Source organism: Jejudonia soesokkakensis, from assembly GCF_042664795.1.
GTDB lineage: Bacteria > Bacteroidota > Bacteroidia > Flavobacteriales > Flavobacteriaceae > Jejudonia > Jejudonia soesokkakensis.
The window spans coordinates 61,686-81,874 of sequence record NZ_JBHTBN010000004.1 but is presented as its reverse complement, the minus strand read 5'-3'; the positions used below and the strand labels follow the sequence as shown (position 1 = coordinate 81,874).

At 36.6% G+C, this 20,189-nt stretch carries 18 protein-coding genes; all 18 read left to right on the top strand.

Annotated elements, in window-relative coordinates; translation table 11 throughout:
* Nucleotides 1-93: 93 nt before the first annotated feature.
* The 18 genes from ACFQO1_RS08910 (at nucleotide 94) to ACFQO1_RS08825 (ending at nucleotide 20,182) form a co-directional block, all read left to right on the top strand.
* Complete coding sequence (locus tag ACFQO1_RS08910) at nucleotides 94-1,878, top strand: tetratricopeptide repeat protein (RefSeq protein ID WP_380217668.1); 1,785 nt, start codon at nucleotides 94-96, stop codon at nucleotides 1,876-1,878.
* 12 nt (nucleotides 1,879-1,890) lie between these two features.
* Entirely contained in the window at nucleotides 1,891-2,199 is a 309-nt protein-coding gene (locus tag ACFQO1_RS08905; protein WP_380217667.1) for a DUF4286 family protein, read from the top strand.
* Nucleotides 2,199-2,993, top strand: a complete 795-nt coding sequence (gene rsmA / locus ACFQO1_RS08900) for a 16S rRNA (adenine(1518)-N(6)/adenine(1519)-N(6))-dimethyltransferase RsmA (RefSeq protein ID WP_380217665.1) — start codon at nucleotides 2,199-2,201, stop codon at nucleotides 2,991-2,993. Before ACFQO1_RS08905 ends, rsmA begins: the two co-directional genes overlap by 1 nt.
* The gene (gene mgtE / locus ACFQO1_RS08895) at nucleotides 2,971-4,320 is read left to right on the top strand and encodes a magnesium transporter (RefSeq protein WP_380217664.1); all 1,350 of its coding nucleotides are present in this window, start codon (nucleotides 2,971-2,973) and stop codon (nucleotides 4,318-4,320) included. Before rsmA ends, mgtE begins: the two co-directional genes overlap by 23 nt.
* 1 nt (nucleotide 4,321) lies before the next feature.
* Entirely contained in the window at nucleotides 4,322-4,717 is a 396-nt protein-coding gene (locus tag ACFQO1_RS08890) for an acyl-CoA thioesterase (RefSeq protein ID WP_380217662.1), read from the top strand.
* Nucleotides 4,718-4,731: 14 nt separating this feature from the next.
* Complete coding sequence (locus tag ACFQO1_RS08885; protein ID WP_380217661.1) at nucleotides 4,732-5,097, top strand: cupin domain-containing protein; 366 nt, start codon at nucleotides 4,732-4,734, stop codon at nucleotides 5,095-5,097.
* A 2-nt stretch (nucleotides 5,098-5,099) separates the two neighbouring features.
* Nucleotides 5,100-6,041 carry a 2-hydroxyacid dehydrogenase gene (locus ACFQO1_RS08880; protein ID WP_380217660.1) on the top strand — a complete coding sequence of 314 codons (942 nt, stop codon included), beginning with the start codon at nucleotides 5,100-5,102 and terminating at the stop codon, nucleotides 6,039-6,041.
* A 37-nt stretch (nucleotides 6,042-6,078) separates the two neighbouring features.
* Complete coding sequence (locus tag ACFQO1_RS08875; RefSeq protein WP_380217659.1) at nucleotides 6,079-6,537, top strand: DUF1801 domain-containing protein; 459 nt, start codon at nucleotides 6,079-6,081, stop codon at nucleotides 6,535-6,537.
* A gap of 52 nt (nucleotides 6,538-6,589) precedes the next feature.
* Entirely contained in the window at nucleotides 6,590-6,982 is a 393-nt protein-coding gene (locus tag ACFQO1_RS08870; protein ID WP_380217658.1) for a VOC family protein, read from the top strand.
* Nucleotides 6,983-7,032: 50 nt separating this feature from the next.
* Nucleotides 7,033-7,395: a TM2 domain-containing protein gene (locus ACFQO1_RS08865; RefSeq protein WP_380217657.1), complete on the top strand. Its 363-nt coding sequence runs from the start codon at nucleotides 7,033-7,035 to the stop codon at nucleotides 7,393-7,395.
* A gap of 88 nt (nucleotides 7,396-7,483) precedes the next feature.
* On the top strand, nucleotides 7,484-7,807 hold the full coding sequence (locus tag ACFQO1_RS08860) for an ArsR/SmtB family transcription factor (protein ID WP_380217656.1): 324 nt from the start codon (nucleotides 7,484-7,486) through the stop codon (nucleotides 7,805-7,807).
* Between the two features lie 10 nt (nucleotides 7,808-7,817).
* The gene (locus ACFQO1_RS08855) at nucleotides 7,818-8,306 is read left to right on the top strand and encodes a DUF6428 family protein (protein ID WP_380217655.1); all 489 of its coding nucleotides are present in this window, start codon (nucleotides 7,818-7,820) and stop codon (nucleotides 8,304-8,306) included.
* Nucleotides 8,307-8,316: 10 nt separating this feature from the next.
* The gene (locus ACFQO1_RS08850; RefSeq protein WP_380217654.1) at nucleotides 8,317-8,745 is read left to right on the top strand and encodes an arsenate reductase ArsC; all 429 of its coding nucleotides are present in this window, start codon (nucleotides 8,317-8,319) and stop codon (nucleotides 8,743-8,745) included.
* 219 nt (nucleotides 8,746-8,964) lie between these two features.
* On the top strand, nucleotides 8,965-15,999 hold the full coding sequence (locus tag ACFQO1_RS08845; RefSeq protein ID WP_380217653.1) for an ATP-binding protein: 7,035 nt from the start codon (nucleotides 8,965-8,967) through the stop codon (nucleotides 15,997-15,999).
* Nucleotides 15,996-18,134 (top strand): sensor histidine kinase, encoded by a 2,139-nt coding sequence (locus tag ACFQO1_RS08840; RefSeq protein ID WP_380217652.1) that lies wholly within the window; start codon nucleotides 15,996-15,998, stop codon nucleotides 18,132-18,134. Before ACFQO1_RS08845 ends, ACFQO1_RS08840 begins: the two co-directional genes overlap by 4 nt.
* 1 nt (nucleotide 18,135) lies before the next feature.
* Nucleotides 18,136-18,507 (top strand): response regulator, encoded by a 372-nt coding sequence (locus ACFQO1_RS08835; RefSeq protein ID WP_380217651.1) that lies wholly within the window; start codon nucleotides 18,136-18,138, stop codon nucleotides 18,505-18,507.
* Nucleotides 18,508-18,509: 2 nt separating this feature from the next.
* A complete protein-coding gene (locus tag ACFQO1_RS08830; RefSeq protein ID WP_380217649.1) occupies nucleotides 18,510-19,550 on the top strand; it encodes an adenylate/guanylate cyclase domain-containing protein in 1,041 nt (346 codons plus the stop codon).
* 53 nt (nucleotides 19,551-19,603) lie between these two features.
* Entirely contained in the window at nucleotides 19,604-20,182 is a 579-nt protein-coding gene (locus ACFQO1_RS08825; RefSeq protein ID WP_380217648.1) for a Pycsar system effector family protein, read from the top strand.
* The last annotated feature ends 7 nt before the right edge of the window (nucleotides 20,183-20,189 follow it).

Sequence of the window (20,189 nt, the reverse complement as noted above, 5' to 3'; positions counted from 1 at the left end):
AATGTTATAGTAAGTATTATTCACTGACAACTGACAACTGATAACTGACAACTGTTAACTGATAACCGATTACAGAATTTGTATCTTTACCCTATGCGTAACATTTTAGTTTTTTTGTTTCTCTTGGTTTCGATGGGCACGTTTGCGCAAAGCGAATTGCTTGCCAACAATTATTTTGAAAAAGGCGAGTTTGAAAAAGCACTCACTATATACGATAAATTATATAGTCAAAATAAAGGACGATTGGATTATTTTCTGAAAGTTGTAGAAGCCAATCAGCAACTGGAAAGGTTCGCAGAAGCTGAAGTACTTTTACTAGAAAGAACTTCTGCCCGAAGTGTACCGCCACAATTGTATATTGAACTAGGTTATAATTATGCACTGCAAGGCAAAGACTCCTTGGCACAACTTTCTTATAAAGATGCCTTATTATTTATTGAAGAACGCCCTATATACGGTCATAATATTGGCAGCGCTTTTAGTAAATATAGTTTGTTGGACGAAGCTGCGATGGCTTACGAAAGAGCAATGGAACTAGATCCAAAACGCGATTATAACAATCAATTAGCACGTATTTATGGAGAACAAGGTAAGCTAGAAAAAATGTTTACCAAGTACTTGGATTTAATTCTGAATAACCCGTCATATAAAAGTATCGCGCAACGAAATTTTAGCTTGTACGTAACTGAAGACAGAGAAAATGAAGCCAATGTCATTCTTCGGAAGCAATTATTACAACGGTCTCAAAATGATCCAGACATCTTGTACAATGAGTTATTAAGTTGGTTGTTCATTCAGCAAAAAGAATTTAAAAAAGCTTTTACTCAAGAAAAAGCCATCTACAAACGTCTTAATGAAGATGATTTGGGCGGAATTATCGACGTTGCGCTTATCGCTTTAGATGAGAAAGATTATGAAAATGCTCGTGAGATGGTCGATTTTGTGATTGAAAACTCAGTATCTCCTATTGGAAAACTGAAAGGATATCAATACCTCATGCAAATTGAATTGGCTACAGCAACAATAGCTGATTTCCCGGACATCGAAAAAAGATTTGATGCCCTTCTAGCTGAATATAATTATGACCGATCTACGTATTTGCTTCAGATAGACTACAATCATTTTTTGGCATTTAAAGCAGGTAAAAAAGACCAGGCCATTGCCAATCTGAAGCGTTTGGCAGAAGAACAACTTTCTCCCTATCAAGAAGCTCGTGTAAAAATGGAACTTTCAGACATTCTAGTTTTTGATGAGCAATTTAATACGGCACTTATCTACTATTCTCAAATTCAGAAGAAAGTACAAAACGACAGACTTGCGCAAGAAGCACGGTTTAAAGTAGCGAGAACGAGTTACTATAAAGGAGATTTCGAGTGGTCTCAAGTACAGTTAAAGGTATTACGCAAGTCGGCATCTCAATTGATAGCGAATGATGCCATGCAATTGAGTTTGATGATCCAGGATAATTCATTGGAAGATTCAACGCAAACAGCTTTAAAAAAATATGCAAGAGCCGATCTGTTAGCGCTTCAGAATAGAGACAAAGAAGCTATTGAAGTGCTAGATGAAATTCTATTGTCTCATAAAGGGGAATCAATTGAAGACGAAGCATTGTTGCTTCAAGGACAGGTTTATGAAAAAATTAATGAATATAAAAAAGCCGAAGCAAATTATCTAAAGCTCATCGAATTTTACAAAGATGATATCCTAGCAGACGATGCATATTTTAAGCTGGCAGAATTGTATGAAACAAAGCTTGATCAACCTGAAAAGGCGAAAGAGTTATATGAACAAATTGTTTTTAATTATGCTGCATCTATCTTTTTTGTAGAAGCCAGAAAACGGTTTAGGACACTTAGAGGCGATGAAATAGAATAGCAAAACCCATTTATGTACATATACAACGTTACCATCAATATTGAAAATACAATCCACGACACTTGGCTACAATGGATGAAGGAAAAACACATCCCTGCCATGCTTGATACGGGAAAATTTAGCAAGGCGCTTATGACAAAGGTACATGTTGAAGAAGAAATGGGTGGTATCACCTATTCTGTACAATACACCACAGACAGTAAAGCAACGCTGGAAAAATATTATACCGAAGACGCTCCCACCCTACGTGCTCAAAGCAAACCTTTTGAGGGAAAATTTGTTGCCTTTAGAACCGAACTGGAAGTAATCTGCGAACAGTAATGGGCAAACAGGTACGTGCAAAAAAACATTTAGGACAGCATTTTTTGCATGATGAATCCATTGCTGAAAAAATTGCCAATACCTTAACCCTAAAAGGATACAAACATGTATTGGAAATAGGGCCCGGGATGGGTGTTTTGACCAAGTATCTTATTAAAAAAGATATTGAAGTAGTTGCCATGGATTTAGATTCTGAATCGATTTATTATCTTGAAAATCAGTATCCTGAAGAAAACTTACAAATTCTGGAAGCCGATTTTTTAAAAGAAAATCTTGAAGATTATTTTGGAACAGAACAATTTGCCATCACAGGAAACTTTCCCTACAATATCTCTACACAAATTGTTTTTAAAGCACTAGAACACAAAGAACAAATTCCAGAATTTACAGGAATGTTTCAAAAAGAAGTAGCCCAGCGTATCTGCGAAAAAGAAGGTTCAAAAGCATACGGAATTCTTTCAGTTCTAACACAAGCGTTTTATGATGCCGAATACTTATTCACGGTTAAACCTGGTGTATTTAATCCGCCGCCAAAAGTAGATAGCGGAGTGCTTCGATTAACTAGAAAAGAAAATTATACGCTTCCGTGCGATGAGAAATTCTTGTACAAAGTAGTAAAAACAGCCTTTCAGCAACGTCGAAAAACGTTAAGAAATAGTTTAAAATCCTTTAATCTTTCCGATAAACTAAAAGAAGATACTATCTTTGGAAAACGACCCGAGCAGCTATCTGTTTCTCAATTTATAGCGCTCACTCAAAAGATAGCAAACGATGCAGTTTCAATTAACGACTGATTTTCTAAACACTATAGAACAGCTCATTTCCGTTCAGGACGGAAGTGCGTTACGTGAATTGCTGCATGACTATCACTTTGCCGATATTGCTGAAATTCTTGAAGAATTAGATAGCGACGAAGCCACCTATCTTATCAAATTACTAGAAAGCGAGATCACCTCAGAAGCATTGATGGAAGTTGATGATGATGTACGTGAGAAAATTTTAGACAGACTTTCCCCTCAGGAAATTGCAGATGAGCTTCAGGAAATGGACACCGATGATGCTGCCGATGTGGTCGCAGAACTCGATGATGAGAGGCAACAGGAAGTAATTGGACAACTGGAGGATGAAACACTGGCTGCAGATATTGTCGAGCTTCTTAAATATGATGAAGATACGGCTGGAGCCTTGATGGCAAAAGAACTGGTTCGCGTAAAGGAAACCTGGACTGTTGCAGGTTGTGTTCGTGAAATGCGCAGACAGGCAAAAAATGTAACTCGAGTACACTCTATTTATGTAACTAATAAGCAAGGACAGCTCACGGGAAGACTCTCACTTAAAGATCTTCTTACCGCTTCTGAAGGTGCCCATATTAGCGATATTTTTATTCCAAAAGTGGACTATGTTACTGTTCACACAGACAATGAAGAAGTCGCTCGAATTATGCAGAAATATGATCTGGAAGCTATTCCTGTAGTCGATGAGAATGGTATTTTGGTTGGTCGTATCACGATTGACGATATTGTAGACTTTATCAAAGAAGAAGCCGATAAAGATTACCAAATGGCCGCTGGTATTTCTCAGGATGTAGAGGCAGATGATAGTGTTTGGCAATTAACCCGTGCCCGATTACCCTGGTTGGTTTTAGGGCTTTTTGGAGGTTTAGGGAGTGTGTATATTATGCAGGGTTTTGAAGAAGCCTTAGAAAAGTTCCCAATTCTGTTTTTCTTCACACCCTTAATTGCGGCTATGGCGGGAAACGTAGGAGTACAATCCAGTGCCATCATTGTACAAGGTCTGGCAAATGACAATGTAAAAGGAAGCTTGTTCAACCGTCTATTGAAAGAGGTGGGGCTAGCTTTGATCAACGGAACCGCTTTAGGGCTGTTGGTAATTCTGTTTGGCTTTATCGTTGGACAGGAACAATTGGTAAGTGTCACCATCGCAGTTTCGATGCTTTCGGTGATTATCGTGGCAGCATTGGTTGGAACATTCGTACCTATCATTCTCGATAAGCGGGGTATCGATCCAGCGATTGCCACTGGACCGTTTATTACCACTAGTAATGATATCTTCGGAATCTTTCTCTTCTTTTATATCTCCAAAATAGTTTTAGGATTTTAAGATGGAAGCCGAAATCTTCAACCTCGAAATCACTGTTTCAGAAAAACATATTGATGCTCAAAATCACGTCAACAATCTTGTCTATTTAGAATGGTGTCTTGCTGCTGCTGAAGCCCATTGGGAGAAAAATACTTCAGAAGCAATAAGAAAACAATATATCTGGTATGTTTTAAATCATAACATCTCTTATAAAGCAGCTGCATTTTTAGGAGAAAAACTGGAAGTACAAACTTGGGTTTCGAATACTAGTGGAGTAAAGAGTGAACGCTCTTATTCGATTCGTAGAAAAACAGATAACCAACTACTAATTGAAGCAAAAACACTTTGGTGTTTGATAGATGCTGAAAGTGTAAAACCAGTTTTAATTCCTGAAGAAATTCGTACCTTGTTTCTTTAATTAAGAAGCAATCCATGCATCCAATCAATATCGAAGAGAAATTTTCAAAATTTAAGAAACAGTGGCATCCACATCAAATCGCCACAGTAGATGATATGCAAGTAATTCTTGCTAAGATCCAAGGTGAATTTGTTTGGCATACGCACGAAAAGGAAGACGAATTATTTTTTGTGCAAAAAGGGACTTTGGAAATGCACTTTCGTGATTCTATTGAGATTGTTAAAGAAGGAGAGCTCATTGTAGTCCCTAAAGGAGTGGAGCATTGTCCAAAAAGTCAGGGCGATCAAGAAGTGCATGTCCTTTTGTTCGAAAAGCAAAATACCGCCCATACTGGTGATGTTGTACACGAAAAGACACAAACCAGCTATCCAAAGATTTAAGTATGAAAATCCTTCATCTTGACAATAATCATCCTTTACTACAAGAACAGCTTGCCAAAGCTGGTTTTGTAAATACTTCAGACTATACGTCTCCAAAAGAAAGTATTGAAAAGGTAATCGAGAACTATGATGGGATTGTGATCCGAAGCCGTTTTAAAATTGATAGAGCTTTTTTGAAGAAGGCAACAAACCTTAAATTTATTGCACGTGTGGGTGCTGGCCTGGAAAGCATTGATGAAACCTATGCCAAGAAAAAAGGCATCTTATTATTTGCCGCACCAGAAGGAAACCGAAATGCAGTAGGCGAACACACTTTGGGAATGTTACTTTCCTTATTCAATAAATTAGCAATTGCAAATGCTCAGGTAAAAAATGGACAATGGGATCGGGAGGCCAATCGCGGACTCGAACTTGACGGAAAAATTGTTGGAATTATAGGCTATGGTAACATGGGAAAAGCCTTTGCAAAAAAACTCAAAGGTTTTGATTGTACTGTACTATGTTATGATATCAAAGAGGAAGTTGGAGACGCCAATGCGACACAGGTATCTTTAAAAACGTTTCAGGAGATGGTGGATGTAGTAAGTTTGCATACACCATGGACACCTCTCACAGATAAAATGATCCAATTAGACTTCATAAATGCGTTCAGCAAGTCGTTTTGGTTATTAAACACGGCTCGGGGTAAAAGTGTTGTGACAAAAGACTTGGTTACAGCATTAAAAACAGAGAAAATTTTGGGTGCGGGTCTGGATGTTTTAGAATATGAAAAATTAAGTTTTGAAAATTTATTTTCTGAAAAAATGCCTTCAGAATTAAAAGAACTACTCGCTTTTGAAAATGTGATTGTGAGTCCGCATGTCGCCGGATGGACTTATGAAAGTAAGATCAAACTTGCCGAAACCATTGTAGAAAAAATTATAGAAGCATTTCCAAACCCATAAATCTTTCTTACTTTTAGATTTTGATAAATAACCCAATATGCAATATCAAGCCGATAGTGTTATAGATTATATTTCACAATTACCTGAAGATCGCAAAGCTCCTGTAGAAAAATTACGCAAAACAGTTCAAGAAAATCTTCCAAAAGGCTTTGAAGAAGGTATCTTGTATAAGATGATAGGTTTTTACGTACCCCATTCGAAATATCCAGATGGATATCATTGCAACCCTAAAGACCCACTCCCCTTTATAAACATTGCATCCCAAAAGAATTTTGTGGCTTTATATCATAGCGGAATTTATGCTAAAAAAGAGTTACATGATTGGTTTGTTGCCGAATATCCAAAACACTGTAAATACAAATTGGATATGGGGAAAAGTTGCATCCGCTTTAAAAAAATAGACGATATCCCTTATGATTTGATAGCTGAGTTAAGTACAAAATTAACTGTTGATGAATGGATTGCTATCTATGAGAATGCGGTAAAGAGAAAATAACAATAAACTAATTAAATGAAAGCGGATGAGATTCCTGCCTTCACAGAAATTCATGAAAAACAGAGTTACAGGAATTGGCGGATTATTTTTTAAAACTAAAGATCCAAAAGCAACTAAAGAATGGTACAAAAATCATTTAGGCTTCAACACAGACGACTGGGGTTGTACCTTTTGGTGGAAAGACGAAAATGGGAACAAATGTTCTACACAATGGAGTCCTTTTCCAGAAGACACGAAGTACTTTGAGCCTTCCAAAAAGGAATTTATGTTTAATTATCGTGTTGAAAATCTGGTAGAACTATTAAAAGTCCTTGAAAAAGAGGGTGTCACTATTATTGGTGAAATACAGGAGTTTGACTACGGAAAGTTTGGATATATCCTTGATAACGACGGGAACAAGATCGAACTTTGGGAACCTATTGATTCAGTTTTTGAAAAGGAATAGATTCATAAAAATTTTAATACTTTTGAAATCAACTAAAACAACTTTTACCCATGGAAGAAAATAAAAACGAAGGATACGACAGCACCAAAAGAAGCCTAGAAAACGAGGCAAAAGAATTTGGCAATAATGCAAAACAGGCTGCCAATGATCTAAAAGAAAACTGGAATCAAACCACTCATAATGAGGAAAACAAAAAATTGATAGCAGGAATTTTAGCTATTGTGATAGGTTCACTTGGAATACATAAATTTATACTTGGCTATACACAAGAAGGGATTCTTCAAATAGTAATCACAGTAGTAACGTGTGGTATTGGAGGAATTATTGGTCTTATAGAAGGCATTATATATCTCACCAAAACCGACGAAGAATTTTACCAAACCTATCAGGTAGGAAAAAAAGGTTGGTTCTAACCACAGAAAAAAGCTTTTATAAAAATACTAAAAGCTTTTTTATTTCAGTTTAATATCGTAATATTGCAATATATAAATATTAACTTAGGTGGGAATTACTAAAAGACATATTCATCCAGAACAAGCAAACAAGCTGGCAGACTACGCTAAGATCTTATCGAACCCTGCCAGAATTTCTATTTTAAATTATATAGGGGATTGCAATGGTTGTTTATGCAAAGATATTTCAACCTACATAAAGCTTTCGCAACCCACTACATCTCAACATTTACAAGTGATAAAACGTGCTGGTTTGCTAAAAAGCAAGATTGAAGGAAAAAGCCAATATTATAGAATACACGTCGATAAGCTCAACGAATTAAAAGACCTTTTTCAGGAATTTTTTTTAACTACCGAAGCCAAGTGCTGTTAATTATACCTATATGAAAACACAAGAATTTCTAACTTTACTAACAGAAAACAAAGATAAAACGTTGTTGTTTCAGTTTGCTCCCAACCAGTTTGTAAGACCTGGTTACCATATTACTGAAGTTAAAAACACAATGATCGAATCTGTTGATTGCGGGGCTCGTAGCAGCTCGTGGAATGAAACTGTGATTCAGCTTTTGGAAAGTCCTTCAGAAGAAGGAAAAGGATATATGACCAGCTTTAAAGCGTTGGGGATTCTTAAAAAAGTGAATAGCATTCGTCCTTTCGATCCAGATTCCGAAGTTAAGTTCGAATATGGCAATCCTTATTTTCACACGGCACAACTATTTGTCAATGAGCACAAACTACTAGACGATAGACTTATTTTTAATTTAGCAGTTACAGCAACACAATGTAAAGCAGAAGATGTGTGTGGAATCCCTTCAGAAAAAGAAACTATGACAGCGGAAACGTGCTGCACACCAGGTAGCAGTTGCTGTTAATTAAAGTAAGATGAAAAATATACTTGTTCTTTGTACCGGAAATAGTTGTCGCAGCCAGATGGCACACGGGTATCTCGCAAAATTTTCAGAAGGAAAAGCCAACATTTATAGTGCTGGTATTGAAACACACGGACTGAATCCCGGCGCTGTTTCTATTATGAAAGAAGACGGTGTTGATATCTCAAACCACACCTCAAATCATGTCGATGAGTATCAAAATATTGATTGGGATTTCATACTTACCGTTTGTGATCATGCCTACGAAAACTGTCCATTTATTCCGGCCCCCAATGCAAAAAGACTTCATCAAAACTTTTTTGACCCTTCTAAAGTAGTAGGAACAGAAGCTGAAAAACATATTGTTTTTTTAAAAGCCAGAGAAGAAATTAAGAGCTATTGCAAAGAGTTTGCTAAGGGTACTTTAGCTGAAAGCTACTAGCATTTCCTACTTTATTAAATAATTATTCTTTAAGCTGTTTATTTATGTAGTTTTTTTCACAAAATAAATGAAAGTCTCTTCATACTCAATTTACTAGAATACGTTTTCAAGAAGTAAATGACTGAAGTTACTAAAGTTCAAAACATATAAAATATCCGTATTTACACGTATCTGATTTTCAAAAATATAACGTAACTTGAGTGCTGTTAACTAACCCTTATGAACCTCACCAAGAAAACGGAGACTGAAGTCTTAAAAGTGTACAATACTTGGCTGCACAGCTATCTAAATGGCGATGTGGCTACTTACAATAAATACTTAGATAAAGACTACCATTTTATTGGCTCTACAGCGAATGAAGAGTTTTTAAACAAGAAAGATACTACAACCTTTTTTGAAAACACAGCAGATCAATTAGCTGGGAAATGTGACCTGAGAAACGAAACTAAAATTGTTGAGAAGTTTAAAGAATTAGTGTTTGTTACCCATCTATTTGATGCCTGGTTTTTAAATGGGAAAGAATATAATTTCTACGGAAGATTCCGATTTTCAAATGCCCTCAAAAAAAATAAAGAAGGCTGGCGGTTTATTTACCAGCATTATTCCACTCCAGATGCAAAAGCAGAAGAAGGCGAATCTATTGGTTTTGAAAAAATAAGTGCCGAGAACCTTCAACTCCGTGAAGCAATTAGTCGTCGCACAAAAGAATTAGAAGAAAAAAACCGTGAGTTAGAAGTTGAAGGAGCCTTAGAACGTATTAGAGCACAGGCTGTTGCCATGAAGGAATCAACAGACCTGCTCGATATCGTAGTGACCATGCGCAATGAGTTTACTAAGCTGGGACACGAAGCTCACTATTTCTGGCATATGATGTGGCAATCCAAAACCTACGAAAAAGCGATGACCTCAGGTGATGGCACCAAAATAGGTTTTGTGATGCAACTACCAAGACACATTCATGGAGACATTCCGCAATTAGCAAAATGGGAAAAAAGTAAAAAGCCTACGGTTGTGTTTGCTATGGATGTTGAAGAAGCAATTGATTATGTGAATAAAATGGTCTCACTGGGCGATTTTAAAAACATTGATCCACAAGCGCCTACCGAAAATGACATTCGACATATAGGCGGACTCACATTTATTATGGCACGCACTACGCATGGTGAAATTGGATACAGTTTGCCTGGAGTGGTTAAAAGTCCTCCCAAAGAAGATATTGACATATTGGTAAAGTTTGCTGGAGCGTTCGATTTGGCACATCGTCGTTTTCTCGATCTTCAAAAAGCCGAAAAACAAGCTAGAGAAACTCAGATTGAATTATCATTAGAACGTATTCGTTCCCGTGTCACCGCAATGCAAGAATCCTCAGATTTGTTCGATGTGGTTGTAAGCATGCGTAATGAGTTTCTTTCTCTTGGTCATCAAGCAGACTATTTCTGGCACATGAAATGGACTAAGGATACATACGAAATGTCTATGACAGCTTCAGATGGTAATCGTCTTGGCATGATCATAACTGTGCCAAAGTTCGTCCATGAACAAATAGAGGAGCTTCACACTTGGGAAGAAAGTAACAGTCCTTATTTTGTACTTGCACTTAATGGTAAGGACGCATGGGACTATATCGAAAAAATGAATACCTATGGAAAGTATAAGTTGGTAGATCCGCATGCGCCTACTGAAGAAGATATACTTCACATTGGTGGTCTCACATTTATTATTGCACGTACAACACATGGTGAAATTGGTTTTAGCATTGCAGGAAAAGTAGATAATCCACCAAAAGCATCTATAGAAATCTTAGTTCGTTTTGCTTCTGTGTTTGATTTGGCTTATAAACGATTTGAAGATTTAAAAAAAGCCGAAGCGCAAACGAGAGAAACTCAAATTGAATTGGCATTAGAGAAAGTACGAAGCCGAACCATGGCTATGCAACATAGTGATGAATTATCAGAGGCTGCCGAATTACTCTACCATGAATTTTACAAATTAGGAATTTCACCATTCTCCTGTGGTTATCTTATTAATGATGACACAGAAAATCAATGGAATGTTTGGATGACAGACGCCAATGAAGAGTCTTTTAAAAACTTTTGGACACTGCCTTTTGATGCAGACCACCATATTAAAGAAAGATATGAGAGTTGGCAAAAAATGAAACCATTTCACAGCACTGAACTTAAAGGTGATACTAATATAGAACATCATAAAATAATTGCACAATACGCACCTTGGAAAAAATCATCCTTAGAAAATTTACCAGATTGTTTAGTGCTGAGTAGTGCAAATTTTAAATATGGCCATTTATTAATTGTCACAGGAGAAGTGCTAAGCGGGGAGATGCAATCTATTTTGATTCGTTTTGCAAAAGTTTTTGAGCAAACGTACATCCGCTTTCTCGATCTTGAGAAAGCAGAAATACAGACTCGAGAAACCCAAGTTCAGCTTGCCTTAGAAAAAGTACGAAGTCGTACTATGGCAATGCAACATAGTGACGAATTAATAGAAACTTCGGAGTTGCTTTTTGAACAAATCAAAGATTTAGGTATAGAGGTTTGGTCTTGCGGTTACAGTTTATGGTACGATGACGACACATATTTCATAGGTTATAACCCTATGCCAGATGGTAAGATGGGACCTAAATTTAAAATTCCATTAACAGAAGACATTTTTTTTAAAACCATTAGAAAGGCGAAAAGAAAAGGTGACGAATTTTTAATTTTTGAGTCTAAAGGCAAGTCTCTTGCCAACACCTACAAATATATGGATACGCTGCCAGTTGTGGGAGAAGGCATGAGAGCCATTGTAAATATGGGATACGAATTGCCAAAATTTCAAGTAACTCATTGTGGGTTTTTTTCTCACGGACACTTAATGTTTATTACGCATCAACACTATCCTGAAGCGCACAGTATATTTAAGCGGTTTACAAAAGAATTTGAGCAAACCTATACACGTTTTCTCGATCTTCAAAAAGCTGAAGCGCAAGCAAGAGAAGCACAGATTGAAATTGCTGTGGAGCGAGTAAGAGCAGAAGCAATGGCCATGCATGCTACGACCGACTTTGAAAAAGTTACCCAAGAACTTTTAAAACAAGTTCAAAATCTAGAACTAGACGGCTTTACAGGTGCTTCTATTTTATCTATTGACGAAAACGACGTCTTTACGTGGTGGGATTTTTCATCACCTGGAAATATTAGTGACCCAAAGAGCCAACTTATCAAATACGATGCTCACAAATATCAATTGCTTGGAAAAGAAGTTCTGAATAAATGGAAGGAAGGCAAAAATTATATGGTATTTCAATATGATTTGGAAAGACTCCATATAGCTGTTAAAGAATGGGAAGAAATCAATCCAGCTATTGCCAAAGAGTTCAAAAAAGCAATTACAGAAGGAAATTTTACCCATCAATGGAATCCCTGTGGGCGTTTAGCTAATGGATTGTTGGCATTCGATATGATACATCCACCAAATGAGGATGTAAAGAACATCACCATCAAAATGACACATGCGTTTGAGCAGGCTTATATAAGATTTCAAGATCTAAAGAAAGCAGAAGCGCAGGTGCGAGAAGCACAAATAGAAGCGGCTTTAGAAAAAGTACGTTCCCGTTCCCTAGCGATGCATAATGCCAATGAACTCACCGAAGTAGTTGTTGTAATAGTAGAAAAATTAAAAGAATTAGATGTTATTTTAGATGCCAATGGAGTTACACTTTGCACCTATTTCCCAGACTCAAAAAATGTGTTGCATTGGATTGCCTCACCAGATTTTAAACATGTAGGCAAATACCTTTTACCCTATTTTGATCATGTTATTTTTGACGATGCTTGGAAATCTAAAGAACAAGGGGACGCCTATTTTTCAAAAGCATATTCGGTAGAAGATAAAAACAGTTTTTTTAAACATGCTTTTAAGCATTCAGACTACAAGCATTTCCCACAAGAAATTAAGAAATTTATTTTAAATAACGACAAACATACTCTGTCTTTCGCTTGGCAAAAAAATTCAGCAATTCTTATCCCTTCAAACACAGGTGTATTACCTACTGAAGAAGAAAAGGAAATTTTAATGCGTTTCTCTAACGTATTTGAGCAAGCGTATATTCGGTTTATGGATCTTAAAAAAGCCGAAGCACAGGCACGAGAAGCACAGATTGAAGCAGCTTTGGAAAAAGTGCGTAGTCGTACCATGGCTATGCAACACAGTAATGAGTTGCCAGAGGCTGCCAATGTTTTGTTTACCGAGATACAGAAATTAGGCATCCCTGCGTGGAGCTGTGGTTACAACATCCTTTCAGAAGATAAAACATCTAGCACCTGTATCATGAGTAGTGAAGGTGAAATACAGTCGCCATTTGTCTTGCCGTTAACAGAGCACAAAAGTCTCAAGCCGTGGCATGAAGCCATTATAAATAATGAGGAGTTTTTTGTCTACGAACAAGGTGGGGACGACTTGAAGGAACATTATCAATATATGCAAAGTTTGCCCGAGCTTCAAGAAACATTTAAGCAATTGAGAAATGCAGATATAGCATTACCAAGCTTCCAAGTCAATCATTTAGCTAAATTTACAAATGGGTTTTTATTATTCATCACTTACGAACGCATCCCTGAAGCCCACGATATTTTTCAACGTTTCGCAAGAGTTTTTGAACAGACTTATACCAGATTTTTAGATTTACAAAAAGCAGAAACACAGGTGCGCAAAGCGCAGATTGAAGCAGCCTTAGAACGCACACGTACACAAAGTATGTTGATGCAGCGTTCAGAAGAGTTGGATGCCACTTCAAAAGTATTTCACGAACAGCTAAAACTGTTGGGAATAGATACCGAATTTTCTTACGTATGGTTGCCAGATGAAACCCAAGACGAACATCAATTTTGGGTAGCATGGAATACAGAAGAGAAAGGAAGTACATTAATACAGAGTAAGGCCATTGTATATCCGTTAGATAAGCTTGAACCCTATACAGCTAAATGTTTTAAAGATTGGGAAAGTGGTGTGCCCGTACATATTCACCATATCAAACCCAAGGAGGTCACACTATTTTTTTCAGCTTGGGAAGAATTGCTAAAAGACGCTAAAAAATTGACCCCAAAATATTTTTCAGATGGATTGTATTACGCCGAAGCTTTTATGAAATATGGTTGTTTCGGAATTAATATTAAACGTGCCATTACTGAAGAAGAAAGTCAAATACTGCAGCGTTTTAGTATCGAGTTTGAACGCACTTATACGCGTTTTTTAGACCTTCAAAAAGCGGAAGCGCAAACACGTGAAGCACAAATAAATTTGGCAGTAGAACGTGTTAGGGCAAAAGCCTTGGCGATGCACAAATCTGAAGAGATTATGGAAGTTGTTGCCAAGCTTAAAGAGGAAGTCATGAGTTTGGACATTCCTGATGTCATTGCAGCCACCATTTTTCTCAACGAGGGCGAAGATAAAGTTAGGATGTGGGATCTTTCGACACTCGAAAAAAGTAACGATGTTTACCAGATACCATTCGACATCACATTTAAGCTCAAAAAGAAAGATCCACATTTATATGTAAAGCGTGTTTGGGAAAATCCTGAAGATTACTTTTTGGAAGTACAAAATACTAAGGACTTCAAAAGAATCATCGCATGGTTGCGAGAAAATGACAAACAAGATGTTGCTATTGAAGTTGAAGAGTTTATTAAATCTGTAAAGTTAGAACGTTTGCATCATGCGGTAAAAAAACTGAACAATGGAAAATTAGTCATCGATTTATTACATCCGCCATCTGACGAGATGGAAACTATTTTAACTAAAATGGGAGCTGCATTTGATTTGGCTTATAAGCGTTTTGAAGATTTACAAAGAGCTGAAGCCCAAACTAAGGAAGCCCGAGTAGAAATTGCTTTAGAGAAGGTGCGTACAGTAGCTTTAGGACTAGAAACCTCTGAAGACATGCTTCAGGTAGCGCAAGTACTTTACGAACAGTTACTGGAATTGGGCTTTAGTAACATTCGGAATACCATTATAGATATTAATAACGATGAAGATGAAACTTTTTTAGATTATGACTATTCTCACGAAATGGGCGGAACAGTTACTTTGATGACATACAGCGATGACCCGGTGCTAGAAAAGCAAGTAAAGATCATTGCCTCATCTACCGAAAAGTTTTCAGAAACAATTTTAGAAGGGAAAACACTACAAAACTTAATAGATATGCGTAAAAAAAATGGGGAAGCCGACGACCCTAGACTTTTTAACGCAGATGCGGTATCTTATAATTTATATGCTTTTGGAAATGGTGCCATCGGAATTTCAAACTTTGGAAGATTAAAAGAACGAGAAAAGGAACTACTCAATCGGTTCAGAAATGTATTTACGTTTGCTTATCAAAGATTTTCTGACCTTCAGGCAAAAGAAAAACAGTCTCAAAAACTCAAAACAGAAAAACTGCGATTAGAAGAGACACTAAGCCACCTCCAAGCCACCCAAAAACAATTGATTCAATCTGAAAAGATGGCAAGTTTAGGGGAACTTACTGCCGGTATAGCTCATGAGATTCAGAATCCATTAAACTTTGTCAATAATTTTTCAGAAGTAAGCAATGAATTGATTGATGAAATAGATGATGAAATTGCCAATGGCGATATGGAGGAAGTCAAGGCGATTCTAAGTGATATTAAACAAAATCTTGAAAAAATAAATCATCACGGGAAGCGTGCTGATGCTATTGTTAAAGGCATGCTACAGCACAGTCGTAAAAGTACTGCCGAAAAAGTGCCAACAAATATCAATAAGCTGGCAGATGAATATTTACGCCTTGCCTATCACGGGCTAAGAGCCAAGGACAAAAGTTTTAACGCGACCTTAGAAACAGAATTTGATGAAAGCATTGGCATGGTAAAAGTAATTCCGCAGGACATGGGAAGGGTTATTTTAAATTTGATTACCAATGCCTTTTATGCGACCAACGAACAAAAAAATGTTACTGAAGATAACAACTTTAAACCAACTGTTTCTGTGTCAACTAAAAAACAAAACGATAGAGTAACTATTTCAGTAAAAGATAATGGAAATGGGATTCCGAAGGCTGTCGTAGATAAAATTTTTCAACCCTTTTTTACTACTAAACCTACGGGTGAAGGCACAGGGCTAGGCCTTTCTATGAGCTATGATATCGTAACCAAAGGGCATGGAGGAGAGTTAAATGTAACAACAAAAAAGGGCGAGGGAACAACATTTATAATTTCAATTCCAAATATTCCATGAGAAACCTTTGTTACATAATTTTTTCTTTTTGGAGTAGTGTAGCTTGTTATGCTCAAGATAGGGTGATACCAATTTCAACTTCAGACTTTAGGTCAAATGAGCAAATATTTTTAGCACCTTTAGATAATTGGTTGTTCCATCAAGGCAATGATGATAGTTGGGCAAATGCAGACATAGATGTTAGCGATTGGAAATTAATGAAGCCAACAGAACTAGACACGTCTCTTGAAGATGAAACAGGGCGCATTGAAGGATGGTTTCGGTTATCGTTTATTATAGACAGTTCCTTTTCAGAAATTCCCCTTTCCCTATCGCGTAATCTTTGGGCAGCAACAGATGTTTATTTAGATGGAAAGCTGGTGTACGCTTTTGGAAATACAGGAAACCCGTATACGGCATACAATCCTATACTCAAATATCCCATCCCAATTGATTTAGAAGTGGGTAAAGAACATGTCCTGGCTGTTCATGTAGTTGATTATGAAACTACCTTTACGCAACGTGAACTCAGGTTAAAGTCAACTAATTTACAGAATTTTATAAATCTAACTGGTCCTGGGTATTCCCATTGGGTGGAAAAAGATATCAAGCGCAGTTATTGGTACGGCGGACTTTGCATTGGGATAGCTGCATTGTTATTTTTTCTTTTTTGGCTATTGGTTGTTTTAAATCCGAAGCAGAAAATTTTTTGGTTGATCGCTGTAATGTCCACCATCGTATTACTTTATGCTATAAGCTTTTTCTATTCTTATTTTTATGACATCTCCTACGAAGTTGAAAAAATTAGATTTCTAATAATGATTACTCTTCAAGGATTCACAGTTGTTTATGGTCTAATTATCCTAGAGTGGGTGCTAAAAAACAAAATCTCAAAAATTTCTATCATTATCCTCATTGCATTAATAAGCACGAGTACTTTTGCTCATTTATTTTCTATCTCTTGGCCTTTTGGGATAGCCTTTACAGGAATGTTAGGATATTTAGGGTATTTGTTGGTAAGATTCCGAAACAAAATAAAAGGAGCACAACTTGCAGTAGTAGCTTCTATTGTAGTGCCAATTATTGCAATGACTGTATATATTAGTCTTCACAAATATTCATTGAATCTCTATAATGAATACGAAAAACCCATTATTGCATTAACCATCTTGAGCGCACCCTTTATGTTGATGATTTTTATCTCTATGCGATTAAAGGAGGTGCTTAAAAATGTAGAAGATGAAGCAAAAAAGGTAATGCAGGTTACAGAAGAAAAGAAAGAATTACTTTCCAATCAAAACATAATCCTAGAACAGCAAGTAAAAGAACGAACGGCAGCTCTAAAAACCTCGCTTGAAAATTTAAAGGCTACCCAATCGCAACTCATTCAGTCTGAAAAAATGGCAAGTTTGGGTGAATTAACGGCGGGTATTGCCCATGAAATTCAAAACCCTCTAAATTTTGTCAATAATTTTTCTGAAGTGAGTAGCGAACTAATAGCCGAAATTGACGAAGAAATGGCAAATGGAGATATGGAAGAAGTTAAAGCAATATTAGATGATGTAAAACAAAATCTCGAAAAAATAAACCACCATGGAAAACGTGCCGATGCTATTGTAAAAGGGATGCTCCAGCACAGTCGTAAAAGTACTGCTGAAAAAGAACCAACAGATATTAATAAATTGGCAGACGAGTACCTTCGATTAGCATATCACGGGCTTCGTGCAAAAGACAAAAGCTTTAACGCAACACTTGAAACCAATTTTGATGAATCTATCGGTAAAATAAATGTGATCCCACAAGATATGGGACGGGTGATTTTAAACTTGATTACAAATGCATTTTATGCAACTGCTGAACGAAAAAAGGCTTCAGAAAATGAGGACTATAAACCCACCGTTTCAGTCACTACAAAAAAATTAAAAAATACAGTAGAGATAGCAGTAAAAGACAATGGAACAGGAATACCTAAAAGTGTTGTTGAAAAAATTTTTCAGCCCTTTTTTACCACCAAACCTACAGGCCAAGGTACTGGATTGGGTTTGAGTATGAGCTACGATATTATTAAGACTCATGGTGGAGAATTAAATGTTGACACCAAGGAAGATGAAGGTACTACCTTTACCATACAACTAATAACTAACCAAAATAAGTGACATGAAAATTTTAGTAGTAGATGACGAAAAAGATGTAAAGGACTTGTTCCTGCAACGTTTCAGAAAAGAAATTAAAGCGGGGGATGTTACATTTATGTTTGCATTCTCTGGCGAAGATGCCTTAAAAGTTCTCGATACACTGGAGCAGGAAGCCATTCTAATTTTAAGCGATATTAACATGCCAGGCATGAGTGGTCTTGAGTTGCTGGAAAAAATAAAATCTAACTATGTAGCACCTCCCCCAGTCGTAATGATGATTACGGCCTATGGTGATGACGAAAATTACAATACGGCAAAACGATTAGGAGCTGACGATTTTTTAACGAAACCCGTTGATTTTAAATTGCTGAAAAACAAATTACTAAATAACTAGTTATGGCAAAAATACTTGTAGTAGATGATGAGGCAGATCTAGAAACGCTCATCAAACAAAAGTTTAGAAAAGAAATACGTGGGGGAACCTATGAGTTTTTCTTTGCTGAAAATGGCAAAGTAGCTTTAGAACGTATTGCCGAAGAACCTGAAATGGATATTGTCTTAAGCGATATCAACATGCCAGAAATGGATGGTCTTACACTACTTTCTAAGCTCAACGAATTGAGTCCTTTGATCAAGTCTGTGATTGTCTCGGCGTATGGTGATATGGAGAATATAAGAACGGCAATGAATCGGGGTGCCTTCGATTTTATCACAAAGCCCATCAATTTTGAAGACCTCACCCTTACGATGGAAAAAACCTTAAAGCATGCACTTCATATTAAGAAAACACTACAAGCCATTAAAGAAAACAATATTTTAAAAATGTATGTAGATGAAAATGTACTCAACTTTATGGGTAATAAAGAGTTTGAATCTACCATTATGGCAAATGAAACCATAGAAGGAACCGTTATTTTTATAGACATCTGTGGATTTACTACCATAAGTGAAAACGCTCCAGCAGATACCGTCGTAAAATTGATAAACTCCTATTTTGATGAGATGGTAAAGGAAATTATGGCGCAAGAAGGATATATAGATAAATTTATAGGAGATGCTATCATGGCTGTTTTTAGGGGAGAATACCATTTGGATCGAGCCATAGACGCTGCTTTGGCAGTTCGCAACCAAATAAACAAATTGCATGATAAAGAAGGTGGGCTAGAGTTTAATCCTAAAGTTTCTATTGGAATCAAAAGTGGTGAAATGATTTCTGGCAACATTGGCTCTTCAAGTTTGAAAAGACTAGATTATACAGTAATTGGAGACACTGTGAATACTGCAGCACGATTACAGGATGCTGCAAAAGAAAACCAGATTGTGATTTGCGAGGAGTGCTACGGAAAAGTAAAAGAATCCTTTCAATGTGAAAATATAGGAAGCATTTCGTTAAAAAATAAAGCAAAGCCTTTAACAATGTACCAAGTATTGGAGTAAGGAGGAATGATGTATAGAACAAAATAAAGTACGATTACCTAACACCTACCATTATGGAAGAAAACAACCCACATGAAGAAATTGAAGAAGCTAAAAAGTTTGTAGCGAATCCATCTCACGCCGAAGATCTTGTTGATCATTATTGGGGAAGTATCAATTATGTAACTAGCCTCATCAAAGCGTCTGAATTGAAAGCTGGTTTAATCCTTTCTTTCTACGGAATATTACTTAACTTTATTTATCAAAGTACAGGAAACTTATTAGCTTCAGTTAACAACGATACTGTTTTCTATGTACTTATTGGGTTGTGGGTTTCTAGTACGGCAGTATCTGTTTTCTTTTGTATCCGATGCTTTATTCCAAAAATAGAAGGAAAATTTAATCCCAATGTATTCTTTTTTGGAGATGTAATTTCAAAGTTTGGCGACATACAGCAATTTTCAAAAACCTTTCATAAAGTAAGTCTTGATGAAGAAAAACTTTTTGGACAACTAGGGGAGCAAATATTTATAATATCAAAAATTGCTGCTTGGAAGTTTAAAAATGTAAAAAGAGCAATACGATTTCTAGCACTAGGACTTATATTGTTATTTGTTACTGCAGCTTACTATGGAATGCTCATAGTACTGTAATTTACCT

Coding starts and splice junctions, on each gene's coding strand:
- ACFQO1_RS08865 (WP_380217657.1), top strand. CDS start 7,033: ATGGAAGAAAATAAAAACGAAGGATACGACAGCACCAAAAGAAGCCTA.
- ACFQO1_RS08905 (WP_380217667.1), top strand. CDS start 1,891: ATGTACATATACAACGTTACCATCAATATTGAAAATACAATCCACGAC.
- ACFQO1_RS08830 (WP_380217649.1), top strand. CDS start 18,510: ATGGCAAAAATACTTGTAGTAGATGATGAGGCAGATCTAGAAACGCTC.
- ACFQO1_RS08885 (WP_380217661.1), top strand. CDS start 4,732: ATGCATCCAATCAATATCGAAGAGAAATTTTCAAAATTTAAGAAACAG.
- ACFQO1_RS08845 (WP_380217653.1), top strand. CDS start 8,965: ATGAACCTCACCAAGAAAACGGAGACTGAAGTCTTAAAAGTGTACAAT.
- ACFQO1_RS08870 (WP_380217658.1), top strand. CDS start 6,590: ATGAAAAACAGAGTTACAGGAATTGGCGGATTATTTTTTAAAACTAAA.
- ACFQO1_RS08910 (WP_380217668.1), top strand. CDS start 94: ATGCGTAACATTTTAGTTTTTTTGTTTCTCTTGGTTTCGATGGGCACG.
- ACFQO1_RS08840 (WP_380217652.1), top strand. CDS start 15,996: ATGAGAAACCTTTGTTACATAATTTTTTCTTTTTGGAGTAGTGTAGCT.
- ACFQO1_RS08890 (WP_380217662.1), top strand. CDS start 4,322: ATGGAAGCCGAAATCTTCAACCTCGAAATCACTGTTTCAGAAAAACAT.
- ACFQO1_RS08880 (WP_380217660.1), top strand. CDS start 5,100: ATGAAAATCCTTCATCTTGACAATAATCATCCTTTACTACAAGAACAG.
- ACFQO1_RS08875 (WP_380217659.1), top strand. CDS start 6,079: ATGCAATATCAAGCCGATAGTGTTATAGATTATATTTCACAATTACCT.
- ACFQO1_RS08855 (WP_380217655.1), top strand. CDS start 7,818: ATGAAAACACAAGAATTTCTAACTTTACTAACAGAAAACAAAGATAAA.
- mgtE (WP_380217664.1), top strand. CDS start 2,971: ATGCAGTTTCAATTAACGACTGATTTTCTAAACACTATAGAACAGCTC.
- ACFQO1_RS08825 (WP_380217648.1), top strand. CDS start 19,604: ATGGAAGAAAACAACCCACATGAAGAAATTGAAGAAGCTAAAAAGTTT.
- rsmA (WP_380217665.1), top strand. CDS start 2,199: ATGGGCAAACAGGTACGTGCAAAAAAACATTTAGGACAGCATTTTTTG.
- ACFQO1_RS08850 (WP_380217654.1), top strand. CDS start 8,317: ATGAAAAATATACTTGTTCTTTGTACCGGAAATAGTTGTCGCAGCCAG.
- ACFQO1_RS08835 (WP_380217651.1), top strand. CDS start 18,136: ATGAAAATTTTAGTAGTAGATGACGAAAAAGATGTAAAGGACTTGTTC.